Genomic DNA, 22329 nt, shown 5'->3' with positions numbered 1-22329 from the left:
ATCAGCTATGCTTAGAAACTATATCAAAATCGCTTGGCGGAATATCAAAGCAAACCGCTTGTTTACGGTGTTAAACATCATAGGACTGGTAGTGGGCTTATGCGTGTGTATCGTGCTGTTTTCGTTTGTAAATAGCGAACTCAGCTTTGATAAAATGTATTCACATGCTCCCGATATTTACCGCGTAAATATGGAGACTTCTGAAGAATACAACTTTGAGACCTGGGCCGAACTACCCAATGCAGTAGGACCGGCGATGGTAAAAGATATTCCACAGGTTAAAAAGATGACCCGGCTTATCAAAGATGATTTTGGGGTGACGGCATCCTTAAAAATAGGGGCAAAGAATTTTACAGAAGACAGACTTTACCTCGCAGATTCAACCGTCTTTGAGATGTTTGACTTCAAGTTTATAGAAGGTGAGGCTAAAAATGCTTTCGCAAACCCGAATTCTATTGTGATTTCTAAAACTTCGAAGGAACGGTTTTTTGGTAGAAAATCGGCTTTGGGAGCATTCATAACGGTAAACAACCGGGATACACTTCAGGTTTCAGGAGTGTATAAAGACCTGCCCGAAAATAGTGTGATAGACTGTGATATGATCTATCATATTTTGGATTCCTGGATGGGTACTAATGTGTATTGGAGCAATGCCAGTTATGAAACCTACGTACAGCTGCAGCCACAGGCTCAGGTCGCTCAGGTTGAAACTCAGGCTACCCAATTAATCGATGCCTATGTGCCTAAAGAAGGACAGTATTTCACGCAGTTTTACCTGCAACCGCTTACAAAAATACACCTGTATTCGGCAGGTATACGCGATGGCTACGCAACCCGGTTGGGAAGCATCACAACTATTAGAAGTCTGATATTCCTGTCTGTTTTGGTCTTGGTAATTGCCTGCATCAATTATATGAATTTGGCCACTGCAAATTCGAGAAAGCGTAGAAAGAGCATTGGAGTAAATAAAGTTTTGGGCGCGACTCAAAAGCATATGCTTGTTCTGTTTTATGTAGAAACAGCAATCCTGGCTTGTATCGCAGTGGTATTGGCCTACGCGGTTTCATTCCTGATATTACCGTGGTTTCAAAGTTTTACGGGTAACGCCTTGAATTACGAGGATTTGTTAGCTCCGCCTATTTTAATTGGACTGGGTTTAATCTGGTTGATCGTCACACTCTTTGCGGGCAGTTATCCTGCGCTATCGATGACCGGTATTTCGCCGCTTTCTCTGGTAAATAAGTCCAGAAAAAAGCATACCGCTTCTGAATTTGTGCGAAAAGGCCTTGTGGTTTTTCAGTTTGCGGCTTCTATCGTTCTCATTATTGCGGTTACGGTAATCATTCAGCAAATGGATTTTATAAAGAATAAAAATCTGGGTTACAATCCTGATGGAGTGGTGGCAGTTTCGATAAAATCTGCAGAAAGTAAGCAGCAGATCAGAAATTTAGAAAATGCTTTAGACCGAAAACCCTACGTTGAAGGTATTGCCGCTGTGCAATCCATTCCCGGGGCTGATGAGAGTGGGAGGTCTGTACGCCGATTGAGTACCGATCAAACCGGAATGCCCATCGCCAGTTGCCGTACTGAAGGTAACGTGGTTGAAACCTTAAAGTTGAAGCTTCTTGCAGGCGCTGAACTACCTCAAAACATTCCCGAGGGAGATTCGCTGGTCTACACCCTGATCAATGAAAAAATACTCAGCTATCTCAATTATAAATCTCCTGAAGATGCAATAGGAAAGCTGATAAATACAGAGCTGGGTGGGGAAGCGATCATCACCGGGGTCGTTGCGAATTTCAACTTCAATTCACTCAAAGAAGACAGCGGCGGGTATATGTATTATAAAGCCAATGACGCTCCGGAAGGCATACGCACCTTGTTGATACGATACAATACTCAGAATCTGCAGCAATTGATCAAAGGTCTGGAGCTAGTCTTTAACGAGAATTTACCCAACACCGCTTTTGATTATGCCTTTGTAGACAAGCATGTGGCGCAATTGTATGCTTCAGAAGAGCGTACGGCTCGTACCGCGACACTTTTCTCGGTTTTGGCCATCTTCATTGCCTGTTTGGGATTATTTGGCCTGGCGGCTTTTATGGCAGAGCAACGCACCAAAGAAATCGGTGTACGTAAAGTACTAGGCGCGAGTGTTGCCGGGGTCACGGCACTGCTTTCCAAAGACTTTTTAAAACTGGTAGGTATTGCCTTTGTGCTGGCATCCCCTTTTGCATATTGGATTATGAGTGAGTGGTTGCAAAATTTTAATTACCGCACCTCTATACATTGGTGGATTTTTGGACTTGCTGGGCTGGCAGCTGTACTCATAGCCTTTGTTACCGTAAGCTTTCAGGCGATCAAAGCCGCATTACAAAACCCTGTAAAATCCTTACGGACCGAATAACTCATCAATCAAAATCAATCAGCTATGCTCAGAAATTATATCAAAATCGCTTTTAGAAACCTGTGGAAGGACAAAACGTTTACATTGCTCAATATTGTGGGGTTGAGTACGGCCTTTGCGGTGGCTGTACTTTTAGGTATGTATGCTTTTTTCGAACTTTCGTACGACAGTTTCCATAAAAATAGAGCGTCTCTATATCAAATCTACTATACCGAACAAACGCCAGAAGGTATAGAAGCTAATGAGCCTCAAGCGGTGCCGTTTACACCAGCATTAAAGGAGGAGGTCCCCGGTGTTAGGCAAATAGCGAGGTATAACGGCAAAGGGGTGCTGGTGATTTTTGGCGATAAAGAGCTGCGTATGAATGCTGCTTACGTGGATCCTGATTTCTTTTCCATGTTCAGTTTCCCGGTTATTGAAGGCAATAAGGACAAGCCTACATCAGATAAAAGTACCGTGACCCTAACAGTGCATGCTGCAAATCGCATTTTTGGCACCCAAGATCCTTTAGGAAAAACCATACGCGTCATTACCGAAGGGGAAGAAAAGCCTTTTACCGTCGCTGCCATTACCGAAGATTTCCCAGAGCAGAGCAGCCTTAAGTTTGATTTGGCCTTAGATTTTAGCAATCAAGCATCCTATTCATACGCCGATATAAAAGACAATTGGAGCAGCAACAATCATGAGGTGTATATGCAACTTGCTCAAGGGATGACTGCGGCACAATTTGAAAAGGCAACGGTAGGATTTTCACAGTTGCATTATGAAGATGAAATAGAATCGCTAAAACGGGACGGGGCAAAGCCTGATGCACAGGGAAATTACAGACAAATACGGCTTCTTCCTATTGAAGATGTGGCCTATGCCAATTTTGATGCAGGGATAGCCCGGGTAGAAAAGAGCATGCCTTATTTGGTTTTAGGTGTTGGTTTTCTCATTCTGTTTATAGCTTGTGTGAATTTTATCAATATGAGTATAGCCAAAAGTACGCAGCGCTTACGTGAAATTGGGATGCGCAAGACCTTGGGTGCAGGTAAAGCCCAATTGTTTTTTCAGTTTTGGGGTGAAAGCATTTTGGTTTTTGTGGTTGCAGCAATTTTAGGGGGTATACTCGCTTTTCTGCTTGTCGATCCATTCAGGACGCTTTTTTCAACTCGAGCGAGTTTTGAAGCTATTGTTTCAGTTGATATGGTTGTGGGCTTTGTAGCGGCCCTTGTTTTAATCACCCTTATCGCCGGGGGCTATCCTGCTTTACTACTTTCTAAATTGGGAACCCTTCAGGCTTTAAAAGGGAAGTTGAACCTTACCCGCAAAAATCGGGTGCGCGATTTTCTTATGGTGGTGCAGTTTGGTATTGCCATTGTGTTAATCAGTGGCACCTTTGTACTTTGGCAACAGATTGATTTTATGCGCAATAAAAACCTGGGCTTCAATAAAGAACAGGTGATTTCACTACCGCTTAACGGAAAACTTGTGGGTGCGCAGGCGGTTAAACTTTTACGGAATAAACTGGAGAATCATACAGAGATAGTAAGTATTACTTCAGCAGACAATATACTGGGATTGGGCAAAGATGGAGGGCAGATGACCAGTGAGCTAGGATTTGATTATAAAGGAAGGGGCGTCAGCACGCATATGCTTACCGTGGGTTATGATTACCCGGAAACTTTAGACCTCAAACTCCTTGCAGGAAGGAGTTTTGACCGCTCGTTTGCGACAGATAGCCTGGGGGTTTTGATTAATGAGCGTATGGCAGCACAATTACAGGAAGAGAACCCGTTAGAAGCACGTCTGATTCTGGGAGATAGTACGGTGTATCATGTCCTGGGTGTTTTAAAAGATTATAATTTTCAAAAATTAGATAATGCGGTAGAGCCACTTACTGTTTTTCTCGAACCCGATTCTAATAAATATTATGCCTTTATAAAAACAGCTCCCAATAAAGCCGCCAGCGCACTGGCTCTTCTGGAAGTTATATGGAAAGACATAGAACCTAACGCCAACTTTTTAGGTTCGTTTTTAGACGAGAATATAGACCGCACCTTTAAAGCTGAACAAAAAATGTCAACGATGATTACCAGTGGTTCTATACTGGCGATCTTATTGAGTTGTATCGGGTTGTTTGCGATCTCATTGCTTATCGTGGCACAGCGGCGTAAAGAAATAGGGGTTCGTAAAGTGGTGGGGGCGAGTGTTACCCGCATAACCTGGTTGCTTTCTATAGACTTTTTAAAACTGGTAGGCATCAGTTTTGCTATTGCCGCACCGGTAGCCTGGTGGCTGGCCTATAACTGGCTTCAGGATTATGCCAATCACATTAGGTTAAGCATTTGGGTGTTTATAGCTGCCGGTGTGGCTGCATTACTCATCTCACTGGTAACCATAAGTTTCAGAACCATACGGGCAGCGCTGAAGAATCCGGTAGAATCGTTACGAACAGAATAGCCCTCTCTGCCCTTTGGGCATCCCTACCTTTACCGGCAGGCAGGTCTCCCAAAGGGAGAGAAGTAGCAAACTAAAAACTAAAATTGTGATTAGAAATTATATCAAAATCGCCTGGCGGAATATCTGGAACAACAAGCTTTTTTCAGCCATAAATATCATCAGTCTTGCTATTGGTTTAAGCGCTGCTTTTGTGATTGGGTTGATGGTGTATTATGAGTTTACGTTTGACACCTTTCACCAGGGTGGGGATCGTATGTATCGCGTTGTGACCGATTTTGAAACCCCTCAGGGTGATATGAAAAACGGTGGAGTAGCGCCACCTATGCGACTTGCAGTACGTGAAGAATTAACCGGAATTGAGCAATCGGCTTATTTTTTTAATTGGTGGATCAGTGAAAGTAAGGCTGCTTCCAGCGAACAGATTTTTAAAGATCCGGAGAAAATCATACTCACTCAGGCGAGTTATTTTGATCTCTTTCAATACAAGTGGATTGCCGGTTCTAAAGAAACTGCACTACAGAAACCCAATCAGGTGGTGCTTACCCGTAAACGTGCTTTAGAATATTTTCCTAATCTACCCTTAACAGCAGTAATGGGGCAGACTATTGAGTATAATGCTGATATTCAGGCTGTGGTTTCCGGTATAGTTGAAGATTTTGACAAGCGCTCTGATTTCTTCTTTGATGAGTTTGTCTCTTTAGCAACCGCAAAGCAAACGGGAAGTAAAGATCAGATTCTAAATGATAGCTGGGGGATGACCAATAATGCCTCGCAACTTTATATCAAGATTTCTGAGCATAGTACAGCAGCACAAATAAAGAGTCAGTTAGTAGCATTAAGTGAGCAGCACGTAGATGCTGATATGATAAAATATAATAATAAGCGCACATTTAATCTGCAGCCACTTGCAGATTTACACTTTGATCAGGAGTATGGTGTTTACGATTATTCACGGCCTGAAGCGAATAAGAATATATTGATCAGCCTTATTTTTATAGCAATCTTTTTGCTGCTTTTAGGAAGTATCAATTTCATCAACCTCAACACAGCTCAGGCGACGCAGCGCGCAAAAGAAATAGGTATTCGTAAGACCTTGGGAAGTTCAAAAAGACAGTTGATTGTTCAGTTTCTGGGAGAAACCTTTTTGCTAACCTTACTTGCAGCGCTGTCTTCGGTTATTTTATCAATCTTCGCTTTAAAGGTATTTGATGACTTCATCCCTAAAGGGGTTGATGCTACGCTTATGGCAAGTCCTTGGTTTACCGGTCTGGTGCTTGGACTTATTACGATCCTCACGTTCTTATCCGGTTTTTATCCAGGACTTGTTTTGTCTCGATTTAAGCCATCTCGAGCACTTAAGGGCGAGCTTATACGATCTGAAAATAAAAGTTCTCTGCGCAAGGTATTAACCGTTTCGCAATTTGTAATTGCTCAGGTTTTTGTGATTGTCACCCTGCTGGTGAGCAAACAAATATACTTTATGATGCATAGTGATTTGGGTTTTAGAACAGATGCTGTTGTATACCTTCAAACTCCGTGGGAAGATCAGAAGGTCGATAAACGCTTCGTTTTAGAACAGGAAATCAGGAATTTACCAGGGATATCCAGGATTAGTTTAGGGGGAATGCCTCCGGCATCTCACAATATGGCTACCCGAATGGGAATTTACAAAACCAAAAATCAGGAAGTCATTCAGGAGCTTCAGGTTCTCAACGGCGATGGCGATTATTTGGATGTTTATAACATCGATATTTTGGCGGGAAGAAAACCACTCAACGATACTATCGAAGAATATATCATCAATGAAACCGGAATGCAGGCTTTTGGTTTTCACAATCCCGAAGATATCGTAGGAAAGTATATTGAGCTGAACAGTAATAAACGACTGATAGTAGGAGTAATGAAGGATTTTAAGCAACGCTCACTTAAGACCGGAATTGTACCCTTAGTCCTTACGGGAGATACCGGTAGAGAACGCCGTACAAATTTCAGAACTGTGCATTTAGTGTTGGGTGATAAAGCCTCCGGCTGGAGCGGAACACTAGCTGAAATTGAGCAGGTTTACAAAAATATATATCCGGGTGAAGATTTTAAAATAACTTTTTTAGATCAGACGATTGCCAACTTTTACTAGCAGGAGCAACGCATTGCAAGCCTGCTCAACTGGGCTACCGGATTGTCGGTATTGATTAGCTGCCTGGGGCTTCTGGGATTGGTTATTCATACCACCGAACGCCGCGCCAAAGAAATAGGCATTCGTAAGGTTTTGGGAGCATCTCTGGTACAACTCAACCTATTGTTGTGTAGAGATTTTTTGAAGCTGGTGCTTTTAGCCTATCTCATTGCCATGCCTTTGGCCTGGTGGGGATTACACAATTGGCTTCAGGATTATGCCTACAAAACCGAAATGAGCTGGTGGGTTTTTGCCCTAAGCGGAATAGGAATGGTCGTGCTCGCTCTGGCAATAATGAGTTTTAAAACCTTAAGAACAGCCCTAAGAAACCCGGTAGAATCATTACGAACGGAGTAATAATCCCCATTGTCCTTCGGACATTTCCCCCAAGGGGAAAAAAGATAGAAATTATGCTTAGAAACTATATCAAAATCGCGTGGCGGAATCTGCTTAAGAATAAGCTCTCCGGTATTATTACCATTGGTGGCCTGGCAATTGGGCTTACTGCGTGCACGCTTATTCTGTTTTATGTGGCACACGAGCGTAGCTATGATAGCTTTCACGCTGATTCTGATCGTATGTATACTGTAGAGGCTCAGGTAAATATGGGCGGCGATACGATCTATATGAATGCGATGAATGCAACCGTTGGGGCACTCATCGAAAATGCGAGTCCTTCAGTTTTCTCCAGCCTGCGTTTAAAAGATGAGTATAAACCGGTAATCCTGACCAATACGCAACAACCAGGTACCCGGTTTTCTGAAAAGGATTTCAGCTATGCTGATGCTAATTTTTTTGATTTCTTTTCTTTTAAACTGCTCAAAGGCAGCAAAACAGAAGCTTTAACCAAGCCTTATTCTCTGGTGCTTAGCCAGGATATGGCTAAAAAGTATTTCGGAAATCAAAACCCGATAGGGGAGTCGATATCGGTGCGGAAGGATAGTACCTATCTATTTACGGTAACCGGAGTTATGGAAAATACACCCAGCAATTCCAGTATTCACCCCGACTTTGTGGCATCGTTAAGCAGTATGCCTACCATGAATGACTATAAGCGTGATTTTGATTCCGAAGCCTTCAGATTAGGTTCGTTTCCAACCTACTTAAAACTGAAAAACGCATCCGATGTGAAGACGGTGGAAAAAACCATGCAGGAATTAAGTACTCAAGGTAATGCAGATGCTACTGATGTGTATAGTCTGAGTTTACTTACTGATAAACATTTAAACGGAAGAGATGCTTCAAATACCCGATACATCAGTATTTTTCCGTTAATAGCGGTGCTCATTTTAATATTGGCATTAGTAAATTATCTGAGCTTATCAACAGCACGAGCGAGCTTGCGATCTAAGGAAATCGGCGTGCGTAAAGTAAATGGTGCGAGCAGAAAAAGTGTTGCTTTTCAGTTTTATATAGAATCCACGCTTTATGTACTGCTTGCGTTTGTGGTTTCGGTAGTGCTTAGTGTGGTTCTAAAACCCTGGTTTTTTGGTATTCTGGGTATTGAGATTGATGCTGTCTTTTTTCTCAATCCTACCTTTTTAAGCATACTCGCCGGTTTGCTGGTCTTTACCATTCTGGCAACCGGTTTTTATCCAGCACTGGTGATGTCAGCATTCAATCCGGTTGAAAACCTGAGAAGCAGTCGTGCTTCAAAAATGGGAGGGGTGCGTTTGCGTAAGGTATGTACCACTGTGCAATTTGTGATCGCGATAGCCCTTTTAGTGAGTGGGATTATCATTCATCAGCAGCTTGATTTTGTGCGGGGTGTTGATACCGGTCTAAATCGTTCTGACGTCGTGATGTTACCACTGCAGAAAACAATGGGTACCAATAGCACGCCTTTTAGAAATGAGATCGAAAAGCTTTCGCAGGTAACCAACACGGCAGTAACTCAATATCCTATTTACAAGGGCTACAATATGTTTTTTGTTTCTTCCGAACACATGCCTGATGCTATAGGCCTGCCTATTTTTGCAGTAGATGACGACTTCTTTCAAACCCTGGACGTAAACTGGGAACTAAAACCCGAAGACGAACATTATTATTCTAAAAGCGAACAGGTAGTCATTAACGAAGCGGCCATCAGCAAATTTAAACTGGGATCTAATCCTATAGGAGAAAGCCTGCTTTTCGGAAACAGCAAAAGGGAAATTATTGGAGTAGTTAAAGATTTTCATTTTGAAAACCTGGACGCTCCTATAAATGCGTTGGCCTTGTTTGTGAATTCAAAAACCCAGGCAACCACAAACATTCTGGGTAAAAGCGGAGGCTGTCTGTTTGTGCATTTTCAGCCGGATAGCGACGTATCCCAATTGCTGTCTCAAATAGAAGCCATTTATACCCAATACGATTCTGCTACTCCGTTTGAATATCAGTTTCTGGATGATGCTTTTGACGCGATGTTTCGCTCAGAAGAGCGGCTGTCACAGGTTTTTAATCTCTTTATCATCCTCGCGATGTTAATCGCGGGACTCGGACTTTTTGCGCTGGCAACCTTTAGCGCGCAGCAGCGGGTCAAAGAACTGGGCGTGCGTAAGGTTTTGGGAGCATCTGTGATACAGCTTACCACCCTGCTCTCTTTTGATTTTTTGAAATTAATACTTTTGGCTATTCTCATCGCATCGCCGCTAGCCTGGTATTTTATGCATCTGTGGCTTCAGGACTTTAATTATAAAACCACCATACACTGGTGGGTCTTTTTAGGCGCTGGTACGGGGGCTATGGCACTTGCGATTTTAACGGTCAGCTTTCAGGCGATTAAAGCCGCACTTGCAAACCCGGTAAAATCATTACGAACTGAATAATAACCCCCATTGTCCCTCAAACATTCCCCAAGGGGAACTAAAAGATAGAAATTATGCTTAGAAACTATATCAAAATCGCCTGGCGAAATCTGCTTAAAAATAAGGCATTTACAATCATTAATTTGTCAGGTTTGACCATTGGGATGACCGCAGTACTGCTCATTGCAGCCTGGGTACAGTACCAGATGGGTTTTGAACGTTTTCATACCCATGAAGATTCTTTGTTTAAAGTCTACAACAGAAGTACAGGACCTGGTGAAATTTACACTTGGGATGTCACATCAGGACCTTTAGGGGCTGCTTTGGAAAAAGACTTTCCTGAAGTAGCGCAAAGCTCACGTATCTATTGGAGTAAAGACCGATTGTTTAGTACAGGAAATACGCACATTAAGGCTAAGGGGAATGATGTGGACAATGCCTTCTTGAGTATGTTCAGCTTTCCGCTGTTGCAAGGAGATTCTGCCCATGCCCTCGACGCGGTCAACACCGTTGTAATTACAGAAGAGCTCGCTATAAAATTATTTGGTACAGCTGATGTAATAAACAAAATGGTAAAAATTGATAATGAAGATACCTATCAAATAACCGGAGTTTTAGAAAATTTACCGGCTAATACTGATTTTGATTTTGACTACCTGGTTTCTTTAAAAGCGAATGAAAATCTATACAGTAATAATAATTCCTGGAGTACGAATACCTTTTATACCTATGTGCAGCTCAAACCCAATACTGCTGTTGATGAATTTAATCACAAGATTAAAGAAGAAATAAAAAAATACAATGCTGAATCTGAGACAGAAATCTTTTTGCATCCTATTAAAAAATGGCATTTGTATTCTCGCTTCGAAAATGGAAAAGTCGCTGGTGGACGTATTGAAACCGTACGCTTGGTAGGACTAATAGGTATCCTAATCCTGGTAATTGCGTGTATTAATTTTATGAATTTAAGCACGGCTCAGAGTCGCAAACGGGCAGGAGAAGTAGGGGTGCGAAAAGTAATAGGGGCAGGAAGATCAAGTTTAATGCTTCAGTTTATTGCTGAGTCTGTTCTTTTGGCCAGCATAGCAGGAGTTTTAGCTGTTCTCATCACGATTGTAGTATTGCCTGCTTTCAACCAACTTATTGGCAGTTCAGTATTTATAAACTGGTTGAGCCCTTGGCTTTGGTTAGGCTTAGGAGTCTTTATTTTAATAACCGGTTTGTTAGCCGGAAGCTATCCGGCCTTTTTACTTTCTGGGTTTTCGCCTATAAAAGCTTTTAAAGGAAACTTTAAAAAACGAGGGTGTGTTTTCAATTCCCGTAAAGTATTAGTAGTAACCCAGTTTTCAGTGGGGATCGTACTTACCATTAGCACGGTGGTTATTTACAATCAGATTAATTTTGTTCAAAATCGCGATACAGGTTATGATATAAACCACTTGATCGAGATACCTTTAGAAGGGGATATTGATAAAAACTTTGAATTGATCAAAAACGAACTTCTTAAAAATGGAGCTATTGAGGCGATGAGTAAAACCGCTTTTGGTGTTACCTCAGAAGCCAGTACCGGTTCTGGTTTTAGCTGGAACGGGAAGTCTGAAGAGGACGAAGACTTAAGCTTTTCGCTTTATAGAACCAGTGGCGATTTTGTGCAAACCATGGGCTTGAACCTGATTGCCGGCCGGGATATCAACCTTGCTCAATTTCCACGTGATAGTACCTCGATTCTGATTAACGAGCAGGCACTGAAAAAGACAGGAATTACAGATCCTATAGGAAAAACCATTAAGAGGAAGGACCTGACACTGACTATAGCGGGTGTTTTTGAAGACTTCATAATAGGTTCGCCTTACGAGGAAGTAAAACCTATGATCGTTATGGGCTATAAAAACTACAATTACAATACGCTTTTGCGTTTAAACCCCAACAACACCACACAAAAGAATCTGGGACTCATTGAGCAGGTATTTAAAAAATACAACCCTGCATACCCATTTGTATATGAATTTGTGGATAAATCGTACGCCAAAAAATTTGCTGATGAAAAGCAAATGGCATCACTTTCTTTTTTATTTGCAGGACTTGCTATTTTTATCTCATGTTTGGGTCTTTTTGGCTTGGCAGCAAATATGGCTGAAAATCGCGCTAAAGAAATGGGGGTCAGAAAAGTTTTGGGAGCCAGTGCACAACATGTGGCCAGGCTTTTAGCAAGTGACTTATTGAAGTTGGTAGTCATTTCATTGCTTATAGCATCTCCCATGGCCTACTACATCATGCAAGACTGGTTACAGGATTATACCTATAGGGTAGCCATAGAATGGTGGATATTTATCGGTACAGCTGCGGTGCTTTTGATTATAACGATGCTTACCGTTAGTTTTCAAGCCATCAAAGCTGCATGGGTAAACCCCGTAAAATCATTACGAACTGAATAAGCGTCCCAATCCCCAAGAGGAATTAGTGGCAATAACAATAATAATAACAATAAAAATAAACCATGCTCTTACAACTCAATCATATTTACAAATGGGTCAAACAAGGCGGGAAACGCGTCTTTTTACTAAATGACATCAGCCTTGATGTGAAAGAAGGCGAGTTTATCTCCATAATGGGACCTTCGGGATCAGGGAAATCGACCTTGCTTAACGTCATCGGGATGCTCGACGAATTTCAGGAAGGCGAGTACATTTTTAATGAGGAGCCTGTACACAGTTTAAAAGAAAAGCAACGTGCAAAACTCTATAAAGAATACATCGGTTTTGTATTTCAGGCCTATCATTTGATCGATGAGTTAACCGTTTATGAAAACATCGAAACCCCGCTTTTGTACAAGAATAGCAAGTCTTCAGAACGAAAGGCGCTGGTTGCAGATATGCTGGACCGCTTCAATATCGTAGGGAAAAAAGATTTGTTTCCGGCGCAATTGAGTGGCGGGCAGCAACAACTGGTGGGCATTGCACGGGCATTGATCGCTAAGCCTAAACTCCTTCTGGCAGACGAACCTACCGGAAACCTCAATTCGAAACAAGGCGAAGAAATTATGGAACTCTTTAGAGAATTAAATCAGGAAGGGGTAACCATTATTCAGGCAACACACTCCGAGTCTAATGCGGCGTATGGCAATCGCATCATTCACCTGCTCGACGGAAGCAAACAGCATCAGACGTCAAACTAAAATCCAAAAAAGCGCCCACTCAAAGAAATCATCAACCTGGGCGCTTTTAAAATTGTATTCATTCATCATCAATCAAAAGCATTATGAAAAATCCATTCACAGGCCTGTTGACGGCCTGCTTATTTATGATCTGTAACTTGCAGGCACAAGAAACACAAGCCACGCTTACACTGGAAGATTGTATCGAGATCGCTTTAGACCAAAACTTTTCGGTTCAACGCGCGGAGCTCAATGCGCAGGGCGAAAACATTCAGTATAAACAAAACCGAAACGCGCTTTTACCCCGGGTCAATGCCGATTATAATTATGGGGTGAGTAATGGCCGAAGCATTGACCCGTTTACCAATGCCTATGTGACCGAACAGCTCAATTTTTCAAATGCCGGACTTAGCCTTAGTGCCACGGTTTTTAACGGGTTTAGACTGCTTAACAGTCTCAAACAAAGCAGCCTCAATAAAGCTGCTGCCGGGATGGAAGTGGAAGAAGCCCGCCAAAACCGGATGCTTGATGTTACGTTGAGTTTTCTGCAGGTTTTAAACGCCCGCGAACTCGTAAAACTGGCGGAAACCCGTTTGCTTACAACTCAGGAACAGTTAAAACGTCTTGAGAAACTCAACGAAGAAGAGGCCGGCAATCCTTCTGATTTTTACGATTTGCAGGGACAACTGACCACAGATCAAAATGCCATAACCGATGCCGCCAACAGTCTGAACAACGCCCTTGAAGACCTGAAGTTTCTACTGAATACCGATGCGGAAATTGAAGCAGAAAATCTGGTTCTGATAACTGAATTTGAAAACCAGCAACTGTCTGCCGTTGGCATCTACGAGCAGGCCCTGCAAAGTCTTGCAGCTATAAAGGCTCGTGAACTAAGGCTTGAGGCTACGGTCAAAGGAGTTGCGGTTGCACGCTCGCAATACATCCCCGAGATCAGCCTGTTTGCCAACCTGAATACCAACTACTCCAGCGCCGCCCGTTTGTTTGAAGAAACGGGAAATCAACTTATTGAGACGGCCGATTTTGTAAGCATTTCGGGAACAGATTATAGTGTGTTTACAGAAGAAACGCAGTTTGAATCTCGCGGCATCTCGTATACCGATCAGTTAAATAACAACCTCAATTCTACAGTAGGAGTATCGGTGAGCATCCCGTTGTTTAACGGGTTTCGGGCAAAGAACAATGTACAACTACAAAAGGTTGAGCAGAGTCGGGCTGAGGTTGCTCTGGCTGAAACCAAACGTGCGCTGAAACAAAACATCGCACAGGCGTATAACGATTGGGATGCTGCGGCGACCAACTATGAGTTGCTGCAAGAGCAGGTTGCAGCTTATGAAAAATCATTTGCCATCAATGAGGCGCGCTTCAACCTGGGTGTGGCTACCAGTGTAGAATACATCACCAGTAAAAACCGCCTGGATAACGCCCGAATCAATTTAACCAATACCCACTACACGTATCTTTTGCGCGATAAAGTGCTGGAGTTTTATCAGGGGAACCCAATTCGGTAAGACGCTATATTTAGGATAATACGTTGGTAAAGATTCGAAATGAAAATAACCAATTTGATGTAGTTCATCAACACGTAGTTCTGGTGCGTCAATCCATATTCTCATTAGTTAGAAGTTGATACGATATGCTTTAGGTAGCGAAAATCAGAAGCATGGTATTGTATTTGATGGTTTTTTAGCAAATCTATTTTAACGTTTAAACATACCTTAAAATGAAGAAATTTGGATTGATGGCACTTGTATTCATGATCATCACGTTAGAGGGGCACGCGCAAACCGTAAATGATAAACCCATAGCAGATATTGATATTAAGTATATCGAAATCGAAGGTACCCCGAGAACGATGAGTAAAAAATGAACATTGAAATTCAGTTTGGTCAGGAGGGCAATTTAATGGGTAACCAAAACACCAAAATAAAAGATGAAAATGGAGAACGTCTTTTGTTTAATTCTATGATTGATGCCTTGAATTTTATGGATAAAAACGGCTATGAATATTTAGACAGTTACATAACGACTTATAAGGGAAGCAATACCTATCATTATATCCTTAAACGTAAAGAAGATTTAGAATCGTAGTGATCTTATTGGCTTGAAAACTAATCCTTTTACCCTAACATAGAAAATGAAATCGGAGTCTACAAAGTAGACCTGGATTCATCATCACAAATCCTTGTTTACGCCTTCTAAACTGACAAAAAGAAGATATATTAAATTCCTTAAACTAAATGTCTACCCGATGTTTATTATGGAATTATTCAATTTTAAAAATAGAATCAATATTATATACCAATTTATTTTTCAAGCTATTTATTTTGGTGTTCTGCGCCTGTACGGTAACCGTAATGGGTAAAAAGCAGTGAATAAAAAGTTTGATGTGGAAATTTTCAGGCGCGCATGCAAGTCCCCCCAACAGCTTTTAATACGACAAACCCGATATTAATATGGAGCACCTTTTTAAAGCCTTTTCTAATTCTGTTTAGGCCAGTTTAAATCATATTTACGAAATCGATTGCATTAATTTATTATATTTGAAAAATTAAGTGTTTTTAATACATTAATTAAGAATTAACGGAATGCATTCGATCCTAACATTTTGATTCGGAAAGTAATTAGTCATTCTAAGCTTTAAAAAAAATAAAGAAACGATGAGGAGCACAGAGGTTTTTACAACACTAATTTTTTTAACCGCACTTATACTTCATGGGCCTATGGGTGCACAGCATATCGTGCCACAACGTCCTGTTATTCAGACGAAATATACCGCAGACCCGGCGCCTCTGGTTTATAAAGACACGGTGTTTTTATACACCAGTCACGATGAAGATGATGCTATGGGATTTAAAATGAAAGACTGGTTATTGTATTCTTCCACTGATATGGTAAACTGGACCGATCACGGTGCAGTCGCTTCACTTGATGATTTTGACTGGGTGCCTTACGAGAATGGAGCCTGGGCCGTGCAGTGTATAGAACGCAACGGGAAGTTTTACCTGTATTGCCCTATGCCTGGAGGAGTGGGTATTGGGGTTTTGGTCGCAGATAGTCCGTATGGACCTTTTAAAGATCCTTTGGGCAAGCCTCTGATCAAAAATAGCAACCACGATATAGATCCTACCATCCTCATTGATGATGACGGGCAGGCGTATATGTATTGGGGAAACCCAAAAATCTATTATGTGAAACTTAACGAGGATATGATTTCATATTCCGGAGCAATCATGCAAGAACCTACAACACCTCAGAATTATCAGGAAGGACCATGGGTTTGGAAACGAAAGAATACGTATTATATGGCCTATGCTTCTAGCTGTTGCCCGGAAGGAATAGGTTATGCTATGAGTGATTCACCCACAGGGCCCTGGGATTATAAAGGAATGATCATAGACGCATCGGAGAAAACGCGTGGTAATCATCCGGGTATAATTGAATTTAGAGGGAAATCTTATGTTTTCGGTCATAGTTATGATCTCCTTAAACAAAGAACTCCCAAATTTTACGAACGCCGTTCTGTGGATATGGATTTAATGGAATACAATCCCGATGGGAGCATCAAAAACAGGGAGTATTTTTCCGTAGAAGGCCCACAACAGGTAGGAATCCTTAATCCTTTTCAACGCGTGGAAGCAGAAACCATGGCCTGGAGTGAAGGTGTAAAAACCCGTTTTGAAACCGAATGGGAAGGAGATTTTGACTGGGACAGAGGTCAAAAGATCGCTGATCATCGGTTTGTAAGTGAAATCAACAATGGCGATTATATAGCAGTAAAAGGAGTTGATTTTGCAAATGGAGCAAAATCAGTTGAAGTTAATATTTCTCCCATTTACGGAGGTAATATCGAAATACATGCCGATGAGATAGATGGGTCCCTGATCGCAACTGTGGAAGTCGATACCACTAGGGAAGAAGGAATCTGGAGTACCTTTACAGCACCGGTAAATACAAATATCAAAGGGGTTCATGATGTCTATTTTGTCTTTAAAGGCAAAAAAGATTTGTTTTATTTTGACTGGTGGAAGCTCAACTAAGTTTCTTTTCCAGCTGTTTTGACTTCTTAATATGTGCGGGGATTTCTCCTCCACATTTTGTGATTCAACAAATGATATGTTGAGTTATTTAAAAAAGCGATTTCTTATTTAGGGAATTTACTAACTAAAATAAAGAAAGCTATTGAAGACTTACGTTTGTCTTCGGGTAAGTATACATTACCTGACCTGGGCTTAAACCGGTATTGAGAGTGCCTTGAAACACTGAGATAAGATTATCAAGAAAAGCTATCGAAACACCAAAAAAAAAGCCTCTCAATTTCTGGAAGAGCCTTTTTACGCGTTAAAACCGCTGTAAAATAAGCTGCGATTGAAAATCATAAGTATATAAAAGTATTCTCGTGTCAGATTGAGCTTGTCGAAATCCTTTCAGAAAGCTTATTTTTATCAGCTCGAAAAAAATCTTTCTTTCTGGGCGGGATTTGAACCAATCTGGGAACACCCGTATTTTCAGGCTTTAAGTATAAACATCAAAACGTATGTAATTATTTTCTTTCATTAATAAATATCTTATTGATTTATAGAGATTAAACTTGTGAGGTAATAATAAATCTGAAATTCCTGAGTCATTTTAGGGAGTATGAAGTTGTCTATTTTGAATGAATGGCTGCTCCAAACACCTTTGATATCGAAGAGATTTGATTTTTGCGTGATAAAACCACTACTATATCATTCACAAAAATGCGGGTATCCCCTTCCGGAATAATGATTTGATTATTTCTTTTAATCAGGTTAATCAGGGTATCTGCCGGTAAGATTTTCTCTTTATTGAGGTCTTTGATTAATTTGTTTGCTATGGAAGACTGATGCTCAACGATAATTTCCAAGAGTTCAAAGCCATCTCCTAAATCCAGAAATTCTTTTACATTAGGTCCTTGTACCGCTCTGTACAAATACCTTCCATTTAAACGATGCGGACTCTCAACGGTGTCAATACCAAGCTGTTCAAAAACCGGCAAAAGATCGTCATTGTTAACAGAGCTCACCAGGCGTTTAATCCCCATATCTTTTGCAAGAAGTATAACCAGTGCATTTACGGCATCATCGTGAGTCGTTACAATAATCGCATCTGCTTGTTCAGCCTTAGCTTCTTTTAGTATTTCGCACCGTGTGGCATCTCCGTGAATAACCACACAGTCAAAATTAGTAGCTACCCAGTTGGCGGCTTCTTTATCTTTTTCAATTACATAAACATCCTGACGGTCATTTAGGGCGGCTTCAATAATGTGTTTTCCGGTTCTGCCAGAACCTACGATGATAATATGCATAACAGTATTTTTAAGATTAAGATTATAGTTTTCGTGCTTTGGTTCCGTAAAAGAATAAGCGTACCAGCACCAGCACCGGTATAATTTCAATTCGGCCGGCCCACATTTGCAGGATGTATACCGTCTCTAAAATCGGCGACATTGAAGGGTCTGATATCCCGGAAGAAAGACCTACCGTTCCCTGTGCAGATGCCGCTTCAAATAGGGCATCAGCCAGTGAAAAATCATCACTCATGTAGTACACGGTAAGCATGGTTGAAGCAAAAACGAACAGCAAATAGATTAACGTAAATATTCCGGACCGGGCTAATTCTTCATTCATTTCCGCAGGCATCATATAGCGGTTGTTGAATTTGACGCTCTTAATGGTATTTTCAGAAAGAAAAATCTTGTTGATGTGCCAGCGTAGCCCTTTTTGTAATAACAAAGCCCTAATGATTTTAATACCTCCCACAGTTCCTCCCGCAGAACCTCCTATAAGCATTGCCGCAGCAACGATAAAGAGGATTGAAAGATCACTCCAGTCACCTATTGCTGAAGTTTGCCATCCGGTTGTAGACAGTGCGCTAATGAATTGAAAAATACCTTCTCTAAAAGGTTCCAGAACGGTACCGGACTGCATCAGTAACAACGACAATACAATACCGCCAACTACGGAAGCGATTAGTATCGCCCGTGTTTGAATATCGTTCCAGACTTCACTGAATTTTTTCAGAATAATAAAGCGGTATAGAAAAGGAATAGAAAGTCCGCCCAGTAACATCGGAAGTAAAAAGAGCATTTCCATTTGCTGAGAATGATAACCCGCTATACTGTCATCAAGCGTACTGAACCCGCCGGTAGATTGCCCGGCCATGGCATGATTGATGGCATCAAAAAGATTTTCAGCTAACGGATAATCGGGCAAAATAAAATAGGTCCCAATGGCAATATAAAAAAACATGAGTATCGTAATGATGAAATAGACCTTCCATATAGAGCGTGCCGTCTCGATTACGTTTGTTTTTAGCTTGGTTCCGCTGGCTTCAGACCCATAGAGCAAAATAGCAGACTGCCCGGGAATGTGTTTAAACACAGCCAAAGCCATTACAATAAAACCGGCACCGCCCACCCATTGTGAAAAGCATCGGTAAAAAAGGATGGCTTTACCTACCGAAGGCTCGTGATATGCCATTGTTAATCCGGTAGTGGTAAAAGCGCTGGTGCTTTCAAAAATACAGTGCAGGATGTTTTTAAAATTGAGAATACTCGACTCGGAATACGAAGCTCCTGCAGGTATAAATTCAGTCATAACTTCAAGAGGGGTGATGTGTGCAATCACAAAATAGGGTATCGCACCCATAATGATAATGCTTAGCCAACCCAGCGCCGCGATAATAAGCGACTGCTGGTATTTAGGTTCTTGCGCCTTACTCAGGAGCTTATACACAACATATCCCAGACCGGAAGTTAAAATTCCCGAAGTGGCAAACCCTAATAAGGAGTACCATTCTTTGTAAAGGATAGCTACCAGACATGGGACAAGCATAACACCTCCAAGAATAATCAGAAGGCTCGAGATTTGTTTGATAATTGTCTTATACATGTGGATTCAGGTTAGTGCCAAATTGTTGTAGAAGCATTTGAAGTTGAAGGAGTAGGGTGTTGAGTTCTTCAAAAACCTTCAGGTTTTGCCGGGTAGTCGTCACATACTTTTGAAGGGGAACAAGTTTACCCGAAAAATCAAGTTCTTCCTCGCTTGCAAGGACTTCTCCCATCAACCTGTTCAATTCTGAATCAACTCCTTGAATGGTGAGTGTGGAGTTGGTTAAATTGCTCACCTTTCGCATTTGAAATAAAATAGCGACAAACAGCTTTGCCTTTGATTGTTCCATCCTACTGAATTTTTAAAAAAGGGTTGAAACTGTGTGTCCTACCCTTAATTAAGAAGTCGGGTTTGAGGAGTAAACTGTAATGAACATCTATACAGTCTTCAACTCCCTTAAAAACCTTAGCTTCTTAGACAATACAAAGTTGAGGCGAAAAGAATATGTATTAAATCAAAGAAGTGGTAGCTGGTATAAAGATTTTATAAAGACTATTGAAAACGGTAGCCTACGCCACTCTCGGTAATGAGGTGTTGGGGATTGTTTGGGTTTTCTTCTATTTTCTTCCGAAGTGACCCTACAAATACTCTTAGGTATTGCGTTTCGGTCTGGTAGCCATAGCCCCAAACTTCTTTTAAGATGTATTGATGGGTAAGTACTTTACTTTCATTTTTAGCAAAAAGAGCCAGTAAGTTATATTCGGTAGCCGTGAGTTTTACAATCTCGTTATTGCGTTTTACAATACGCGCTACCAGATCAATTTCCAGTTCGTTTGCAGTAACTACAGATGCGTTAACTGCGGTCTGGCTTCTGCGTATTGCAGCTCTAATGCGGGCGAGGAGTTCGCCTGTTCTAAAGGGTTTGGTCAAATAATCTGTAGCACCGGTATCTAAGGCAGACACGATATCTTTTTCATTATCCAGTACAGAAAGAATGATTACAGGCTTGGCGTACCAGTGTCGGAGTTCGCTTAAAACCTCGTGCCCGCTCTTATCGGGTAGTCCTATATCTAGAATAATGAGATCTGGAGGATGGTTAGCCGCCATTAAAATTCCTTCTTTAGCAGTACGCGCCTGCACTACTTTATAGTCATTGCTTTCCAGATTGATCTGAAGCAATTTCTGTATTTGGGGCTCATCATCAATAATGAGAATCTCCGCTTTATTCATGTTCAAAATCTTTTAAAGCAAGCGTTTTAGATGGAATACATACATTGAAAAGAGCGCCACCTGTTTTCTTATTTTCTAAGGAAATGGTTCCCGCCAAAGCCTCGGTAAACCCTTTAGCAATTGAAAGACCTAATCCCGTACCACCGGTAGCCTGATTATTGAGCTTGTAAAATTTATCAAAAGCAACAGGAATACTCGCTTTAGGAAAACCATTCCCATTGTCGGAAACACTAATTTTTAAAGATTGACCTTCAAGACATGCTTCTATTAATATGGTGGTTTGCTTCGGAGTATGCTGTAACGCATTGTAAACAAGATTTTGAAGAATGGTTTCCAGAAAACCGCCATCTGTCCAGACCAGATCCGGGTTTTTCTGCGGCGTAAATACTAACTGATGATTTGCGGCCTGTTCCTGGTTTTGTTTCAGCACATTAAAAATTAGCTCATTGACATCAAACCAGTCAAAAGAGGGTTTTAAAATGCCAGCTTCCAGTCGACTCATATTCAACAGGTTTTCTACCTGCCTGTTTAACCGCGAACCTGCAATTGAAATCTCATCGTACAATTCCTGTTTATGGGTTTCAGAAAGTTTGGCTTTTTGATCCTGTATGGTATCTATAGAACCGATTATAGTTGCGATAGGAGTTCGTAACTCATGAGAAAGTGAATTTAAGAGAATATTATACAGGTTTATGGTCTTGGTCTTTTCTTCTTCGTCCCTTTTCTTACTGTTGTAATCTCTGATTTTATAGGTCAGTACGGCATTGACCAAAGCCAAAATCAAATACATAAAAAACATCAGTACATCTTCGGTACTTACTATTTTAAAGGTGTAAAGTGGTGTAATAAAACAGAAATTAAGCAATACGGCACTGCTTAAAGCTGTAATTAAAACCGGCCAAATATCAAAAAGCATAGCGCTTATCGAGACCACAAGCAAATAAATCAAAGCTACTCCCTGATATCCAATATGGTGAATTGATACTTGAGAAATAAGCGTTGCTGCGACAATGAGTAAGCCGCTTATCAAATACGGATTCGATCTTTTATAGATTGTTAAAGGCATCAAATTCCTGTTTCTACGAAGTTACTTTAGATTCTATAAAGATTTTATAAAAAATAAGCAGTTTGCATAGTCAGGCTCTCAAGTCACTCTTTTTATAAAAGCTATCCTCAATTCTAAATTTTAAATACCGGCAATCGAAAAGAAAACACATATCGGGAGAAAGATCGCCCGCACCCGTGAGCTGCTCGGGATGAAATAA

Annotated in this window: 16 protein-coding genes; 11 read left to right on the top strand and 5 right to left on the bottom strand. The window is 41.2% G+C overall.

The window, feature by feature from the left end; all coding sequences use genetic code 11:
* The first annotated feature begins 7 nt into the window (after positions 1–7).
* From DSM02_RS12490 to DSM02_RS12450, 11 genes are all read left to right on the top strand, one after another.
* The gene (locus DSM02_RS12490) at positions 8–2407 is read left to right on the top strand and encodes an ABC transporter permease (RefSeq protein ID WP_128765955.1); all 2400 of its coding nucleotides are present in this window, start codon (positions 8–10) and stop codon (positions 2405–2407) included.
* A 24-nt stretch (positions 2408–2431) separates the two neighbouring features.
* Positions 2432–4852 carry an FtsX-like permease family protein gene (locus tag DSM02_RS12485; RefSeq protein ID WP_128765954.1) on the top strand — a complete coding sequence of 807 codons (2421 nt, stop codon included), beginning with the start codon at positions 2432–2434 and terminating at the stop codon, positions 4850–4852.
* Positions 4853–4937: 85 nt separating this feature from the next.
* Positions 4938–6986 (top strand): ABC transporter permease, encoded by a 2049-nt coding sequence (locus DSM02_RS12480; RefSeq protein WP_317128247.1) that lies wholly within the window; start codon positions 4938–4940, stop codon positions 6984–6986.
* A 42-nt stretch (positions 6987–7028) separates the two neighbouring features.
* On the top strand, positions 7029–7382 hold the full coding sequence (locus DSM02_RS20735; RefSeq protein WP_317128246.1) for an ABC transporter permease: 354 nt from the start codon (positions 7029–7031) through the stop codon (positions 7380–7382).
* Between the two features lie 53 nt (positions 7383–7435).
* The gene (locus DSM02_RS12475; protein WP_128765953.1) at positions 7436–9832 is read left to right on the top strand and encodes an ABC transporter permease; all 2397 of its coding nucleotides are present in this window, start codon (positions 7436–7438) and stop codon (positions 9830–9832) included.
* Between the two features lie 53 nt (positions 9833–9885).
* Positions 9886–12246, top strand: a complete 2361-nt coding sequence (locus tag DSM02_RS12470; RefSeq protein WP_128765952.1) for an ABC transporter permease — start codon at positions 9886–9888, stop codon at positions 12244–12246.
* Positions 12247–12308: 62 nt separating this feature from the next.
* Positions 12309–12986 carry an ABC transporter ATP-binding protein gene (locus DSM02_RS12465; RefSeq protein WP_128765951.1) on the top strand — a complete coding sequence of 226 codons (678 nt, stop codon included), beginning with the start codon at positions 12309–12311 and terminating at the stop codon, positions 12984–12986.
* Between the two features lie 83 nt (positions 12987–13069).
* Entirely contained in the window at positions 13070–14494 is a 1425-nt protein-coding gene (locus DSM02_RS12460) for a TolC family protein (protein WP_128765950.1), read from the top strand.
* A 212-nt stretch (positions 14495–14706) separates the two neighbouring features.
* A complete protein-coding gene (locus DSM02_RS20395) occupies positions 14707–14853 on the top strand; it encodes a hypothetical protein (protein ID WP_164918309.1) in 147 nt (48 codons plus the stop codon).
* Positions 14850–15074, top strand: coding sequence for a hypothetical protein (locus DSM02_RS12455; RefSeq protein WP_128765949.1), 225 nt, complete (start codon positions 14850–14852; stop codon positions 15072–15074). The genes DSM02_RS20395 and DSM02_RS12455 overlap by 4 nt, the downstream gene beginning before the upstream one ends.
* 569 nt (positions 15075–15643) lie before the next feature.
* Positions 15644–17023: a glycoside hydrolase family 43 protein gene (locus DSM02_RS12450; protein WP_128765948.1), complete on the top strand. Its 1380-nt coding sequence runs from the start codon at positions 15644–15646 to the stop codon at positions 17021–17023.
* A 608-nt stretch (positions 17024–17631) separates the two neighbouring features.
* Here DSM02_RS12450 and DSM02_RS12445 read toward each other — a convergent pair.
* The 5 genes from DSM02_RS12445 to DSM02_RS12425 form a co-directional block, all read right to left on the bottom strand.
* Positions 17632–18309: a potassium channel family protein gene (locus DSM02_RS12445; protein ID WP_128765947.1), complete on the bottom strand. Its 678-nt coding sequence runs from the start codon at positions 18307–18309 to the stop codon at positions 17632–17634.
* Between the two features lie 22 nt (positions 18310–18331).
* Positions 18332–19894: a TrkH family potassium uptake protein gene (locus tag DSM02_RS12440; protein ID WP_128765946.1), complete on the bottom strand. Its 1563-nt coding sequence runs from the start codon at positions 19892–19894 to the stop codon at positions 18332–18334.
* Positions 19887–20183, bottom strand: a complete 297-nt coding sequence (locus tag DSM02_RS12435) for a hypothetical protein (protein WP_128765945.1) — start codon at positions 20181–20183, stop codon at positions 19887–19889. Before DSM02_RS12435 ends, DSM02_RS12440 begins: the two co-directional genes overlap by 8 nt.
* 203 nt (positions 20184–20386) lie before the next feature.
* Positions 20387–21064, bottom strand: a complete 678-nt coding sequence (locus tag DSM02_RS12430) for a response regulator (protein WP_128765944.1) — start codon at positions 21062–21064, stop codon at positions 20387–20389.
* Positions 21057–22130, bottom strand: a complete 1074-nt coding sequence (locus tag DSM02_RS12425) for a sensor histidine kinase (protein WP_128765943.1) — start codon at positions 22128–22130, stop codon at positions 21057–21059. The genes DSM02_RS12430 and DSM02_RS12425 overlap by 8 nt, the downstream gene beginning before the upstream one ends.
* Between the last annotated feature and the right edge of the window lie 199 nt (positions 22131–22329).

The sequence above is a fragment of the Leeuwenhoekiella polynyae genome, assembly GCF_004104075.1.
Taxonomy (GTDB): Bacteria; Bacteroidota; Bacteroidia; order Flavobacteriales; family Flavobacteriaceae; genus Leeuwenhoekiella; species Leeuwenhoekiella polynyae.
The sequence above is the reverse complement of the archived record's forward strand: the minus strand, read 5'-3'. Positions and strand labels throughout refer to the sequence as shown.

What these genes read in the sequence shown, in the direction of transcription:
- DSM02_RS12425 (WP_128765943.1), bottom strand. Translation starts at nt 22,130, where the DNA reads ATGCCTTTAACAATCTATAAAAGATCGAATCCGTATTTGATAAGCGGC.
- DSM02_RS12445 (WP_128765947.1), bottom strand. Translation starts at nt 18,309, where the DNA reads ATGCATATTATCATCGTAGGTTCTGGCAGAACCGGAAAACACATTATT.
- DSM02_RS12460 (WP_128765950.1), top strand. Translation starts at nt 13,070, where the DNA reads ATGAAAAATCCATTCACAGGCCTGTTGACGGCCTGCTTATTTATGATC.
- DSM02_RS12465 (WP_128765951.1), top strand. Translation starts at nt 12,309, where the DNA reads ATGCTCTTACAACTCAATCATATTTACAAATGGGTCAAACAAGGCGGG.
- DSM02_RS12470 (WP_128765952.1), top strand. Translation starts at nt 9,886, where the DNA reads ATGCTTAGAAACTATATCAAAATCGCCTGGCGAAATCTGCTTAAAAAT.
- DSM02_RS12485 (WP_128765954.1), top strand. Translation starts at nt 2,432, where the DNA reads ATGCTCAGAAATTATATCAAAATCGCTTTTAGAAACCTGTGGAAGGAC.
- DSM02_RS12490 (WP_128765955.1), top strand. Translation starts at nt 8, where the DNA reads ATGCTTAGAAACTATATCAAAATCGCTTGGCGGAATATCAAAGCAAAC.
- DSM02_RS12440 (WP_128765946.1), bottom strand. Translation starts at nt 19,894, where the DNA reads ATGTATAAGACAATTATCAAACAAATCTCGAGCCTTCTGATTATTCTT.
- DSM02_RS12435 (WP_128765945.1), bottom strand. Translation starts at nt 20,183, where the DNA reads ATGGAACAATCAAAGGCAAAGCTGTTTGTCGCTATTTTATTTCAAATG.
- DSM02_RS12475 (WP_128765953.1), top strand. Translation starts at nt 7,436, where the DNA reads ATGCTTAGAAACTATATCAAAATCGCGTGGCGGAATCTGCTTAAGAAT.
- DSM02_RS12450 (WP_128765948.1), top strand. Translation starts at nt 15,644, where the DNA reads ATGAGGAGCACAGAGGTTTTTACAACACTAATTTTTTTAACCGCACTT.
- DSM02_RS12430 (WP_128765944.1), bottom strand. Translation starts at nt 21,064, where the DNA reads ATGAATAAAGCGGAGATTCTCATTATTGATGATGAGCCCCAAATACAG.
- DSM02_RS20395 (WP_164918309.1), top strand. Translation starts at nt 14,707, where the DNA reads ATGAAGAAATTTGGATTGATGGCACTTGTATTCATGATCATCACGTTA.
- DSM02_RS12455 (WP_128765949.1), top strand. Translation starts at nt 14,850, where the DNA reads ATGAACATTGAAATTCAGTTTGGTCAGGAGGGCAATTTAATGGGTAAC.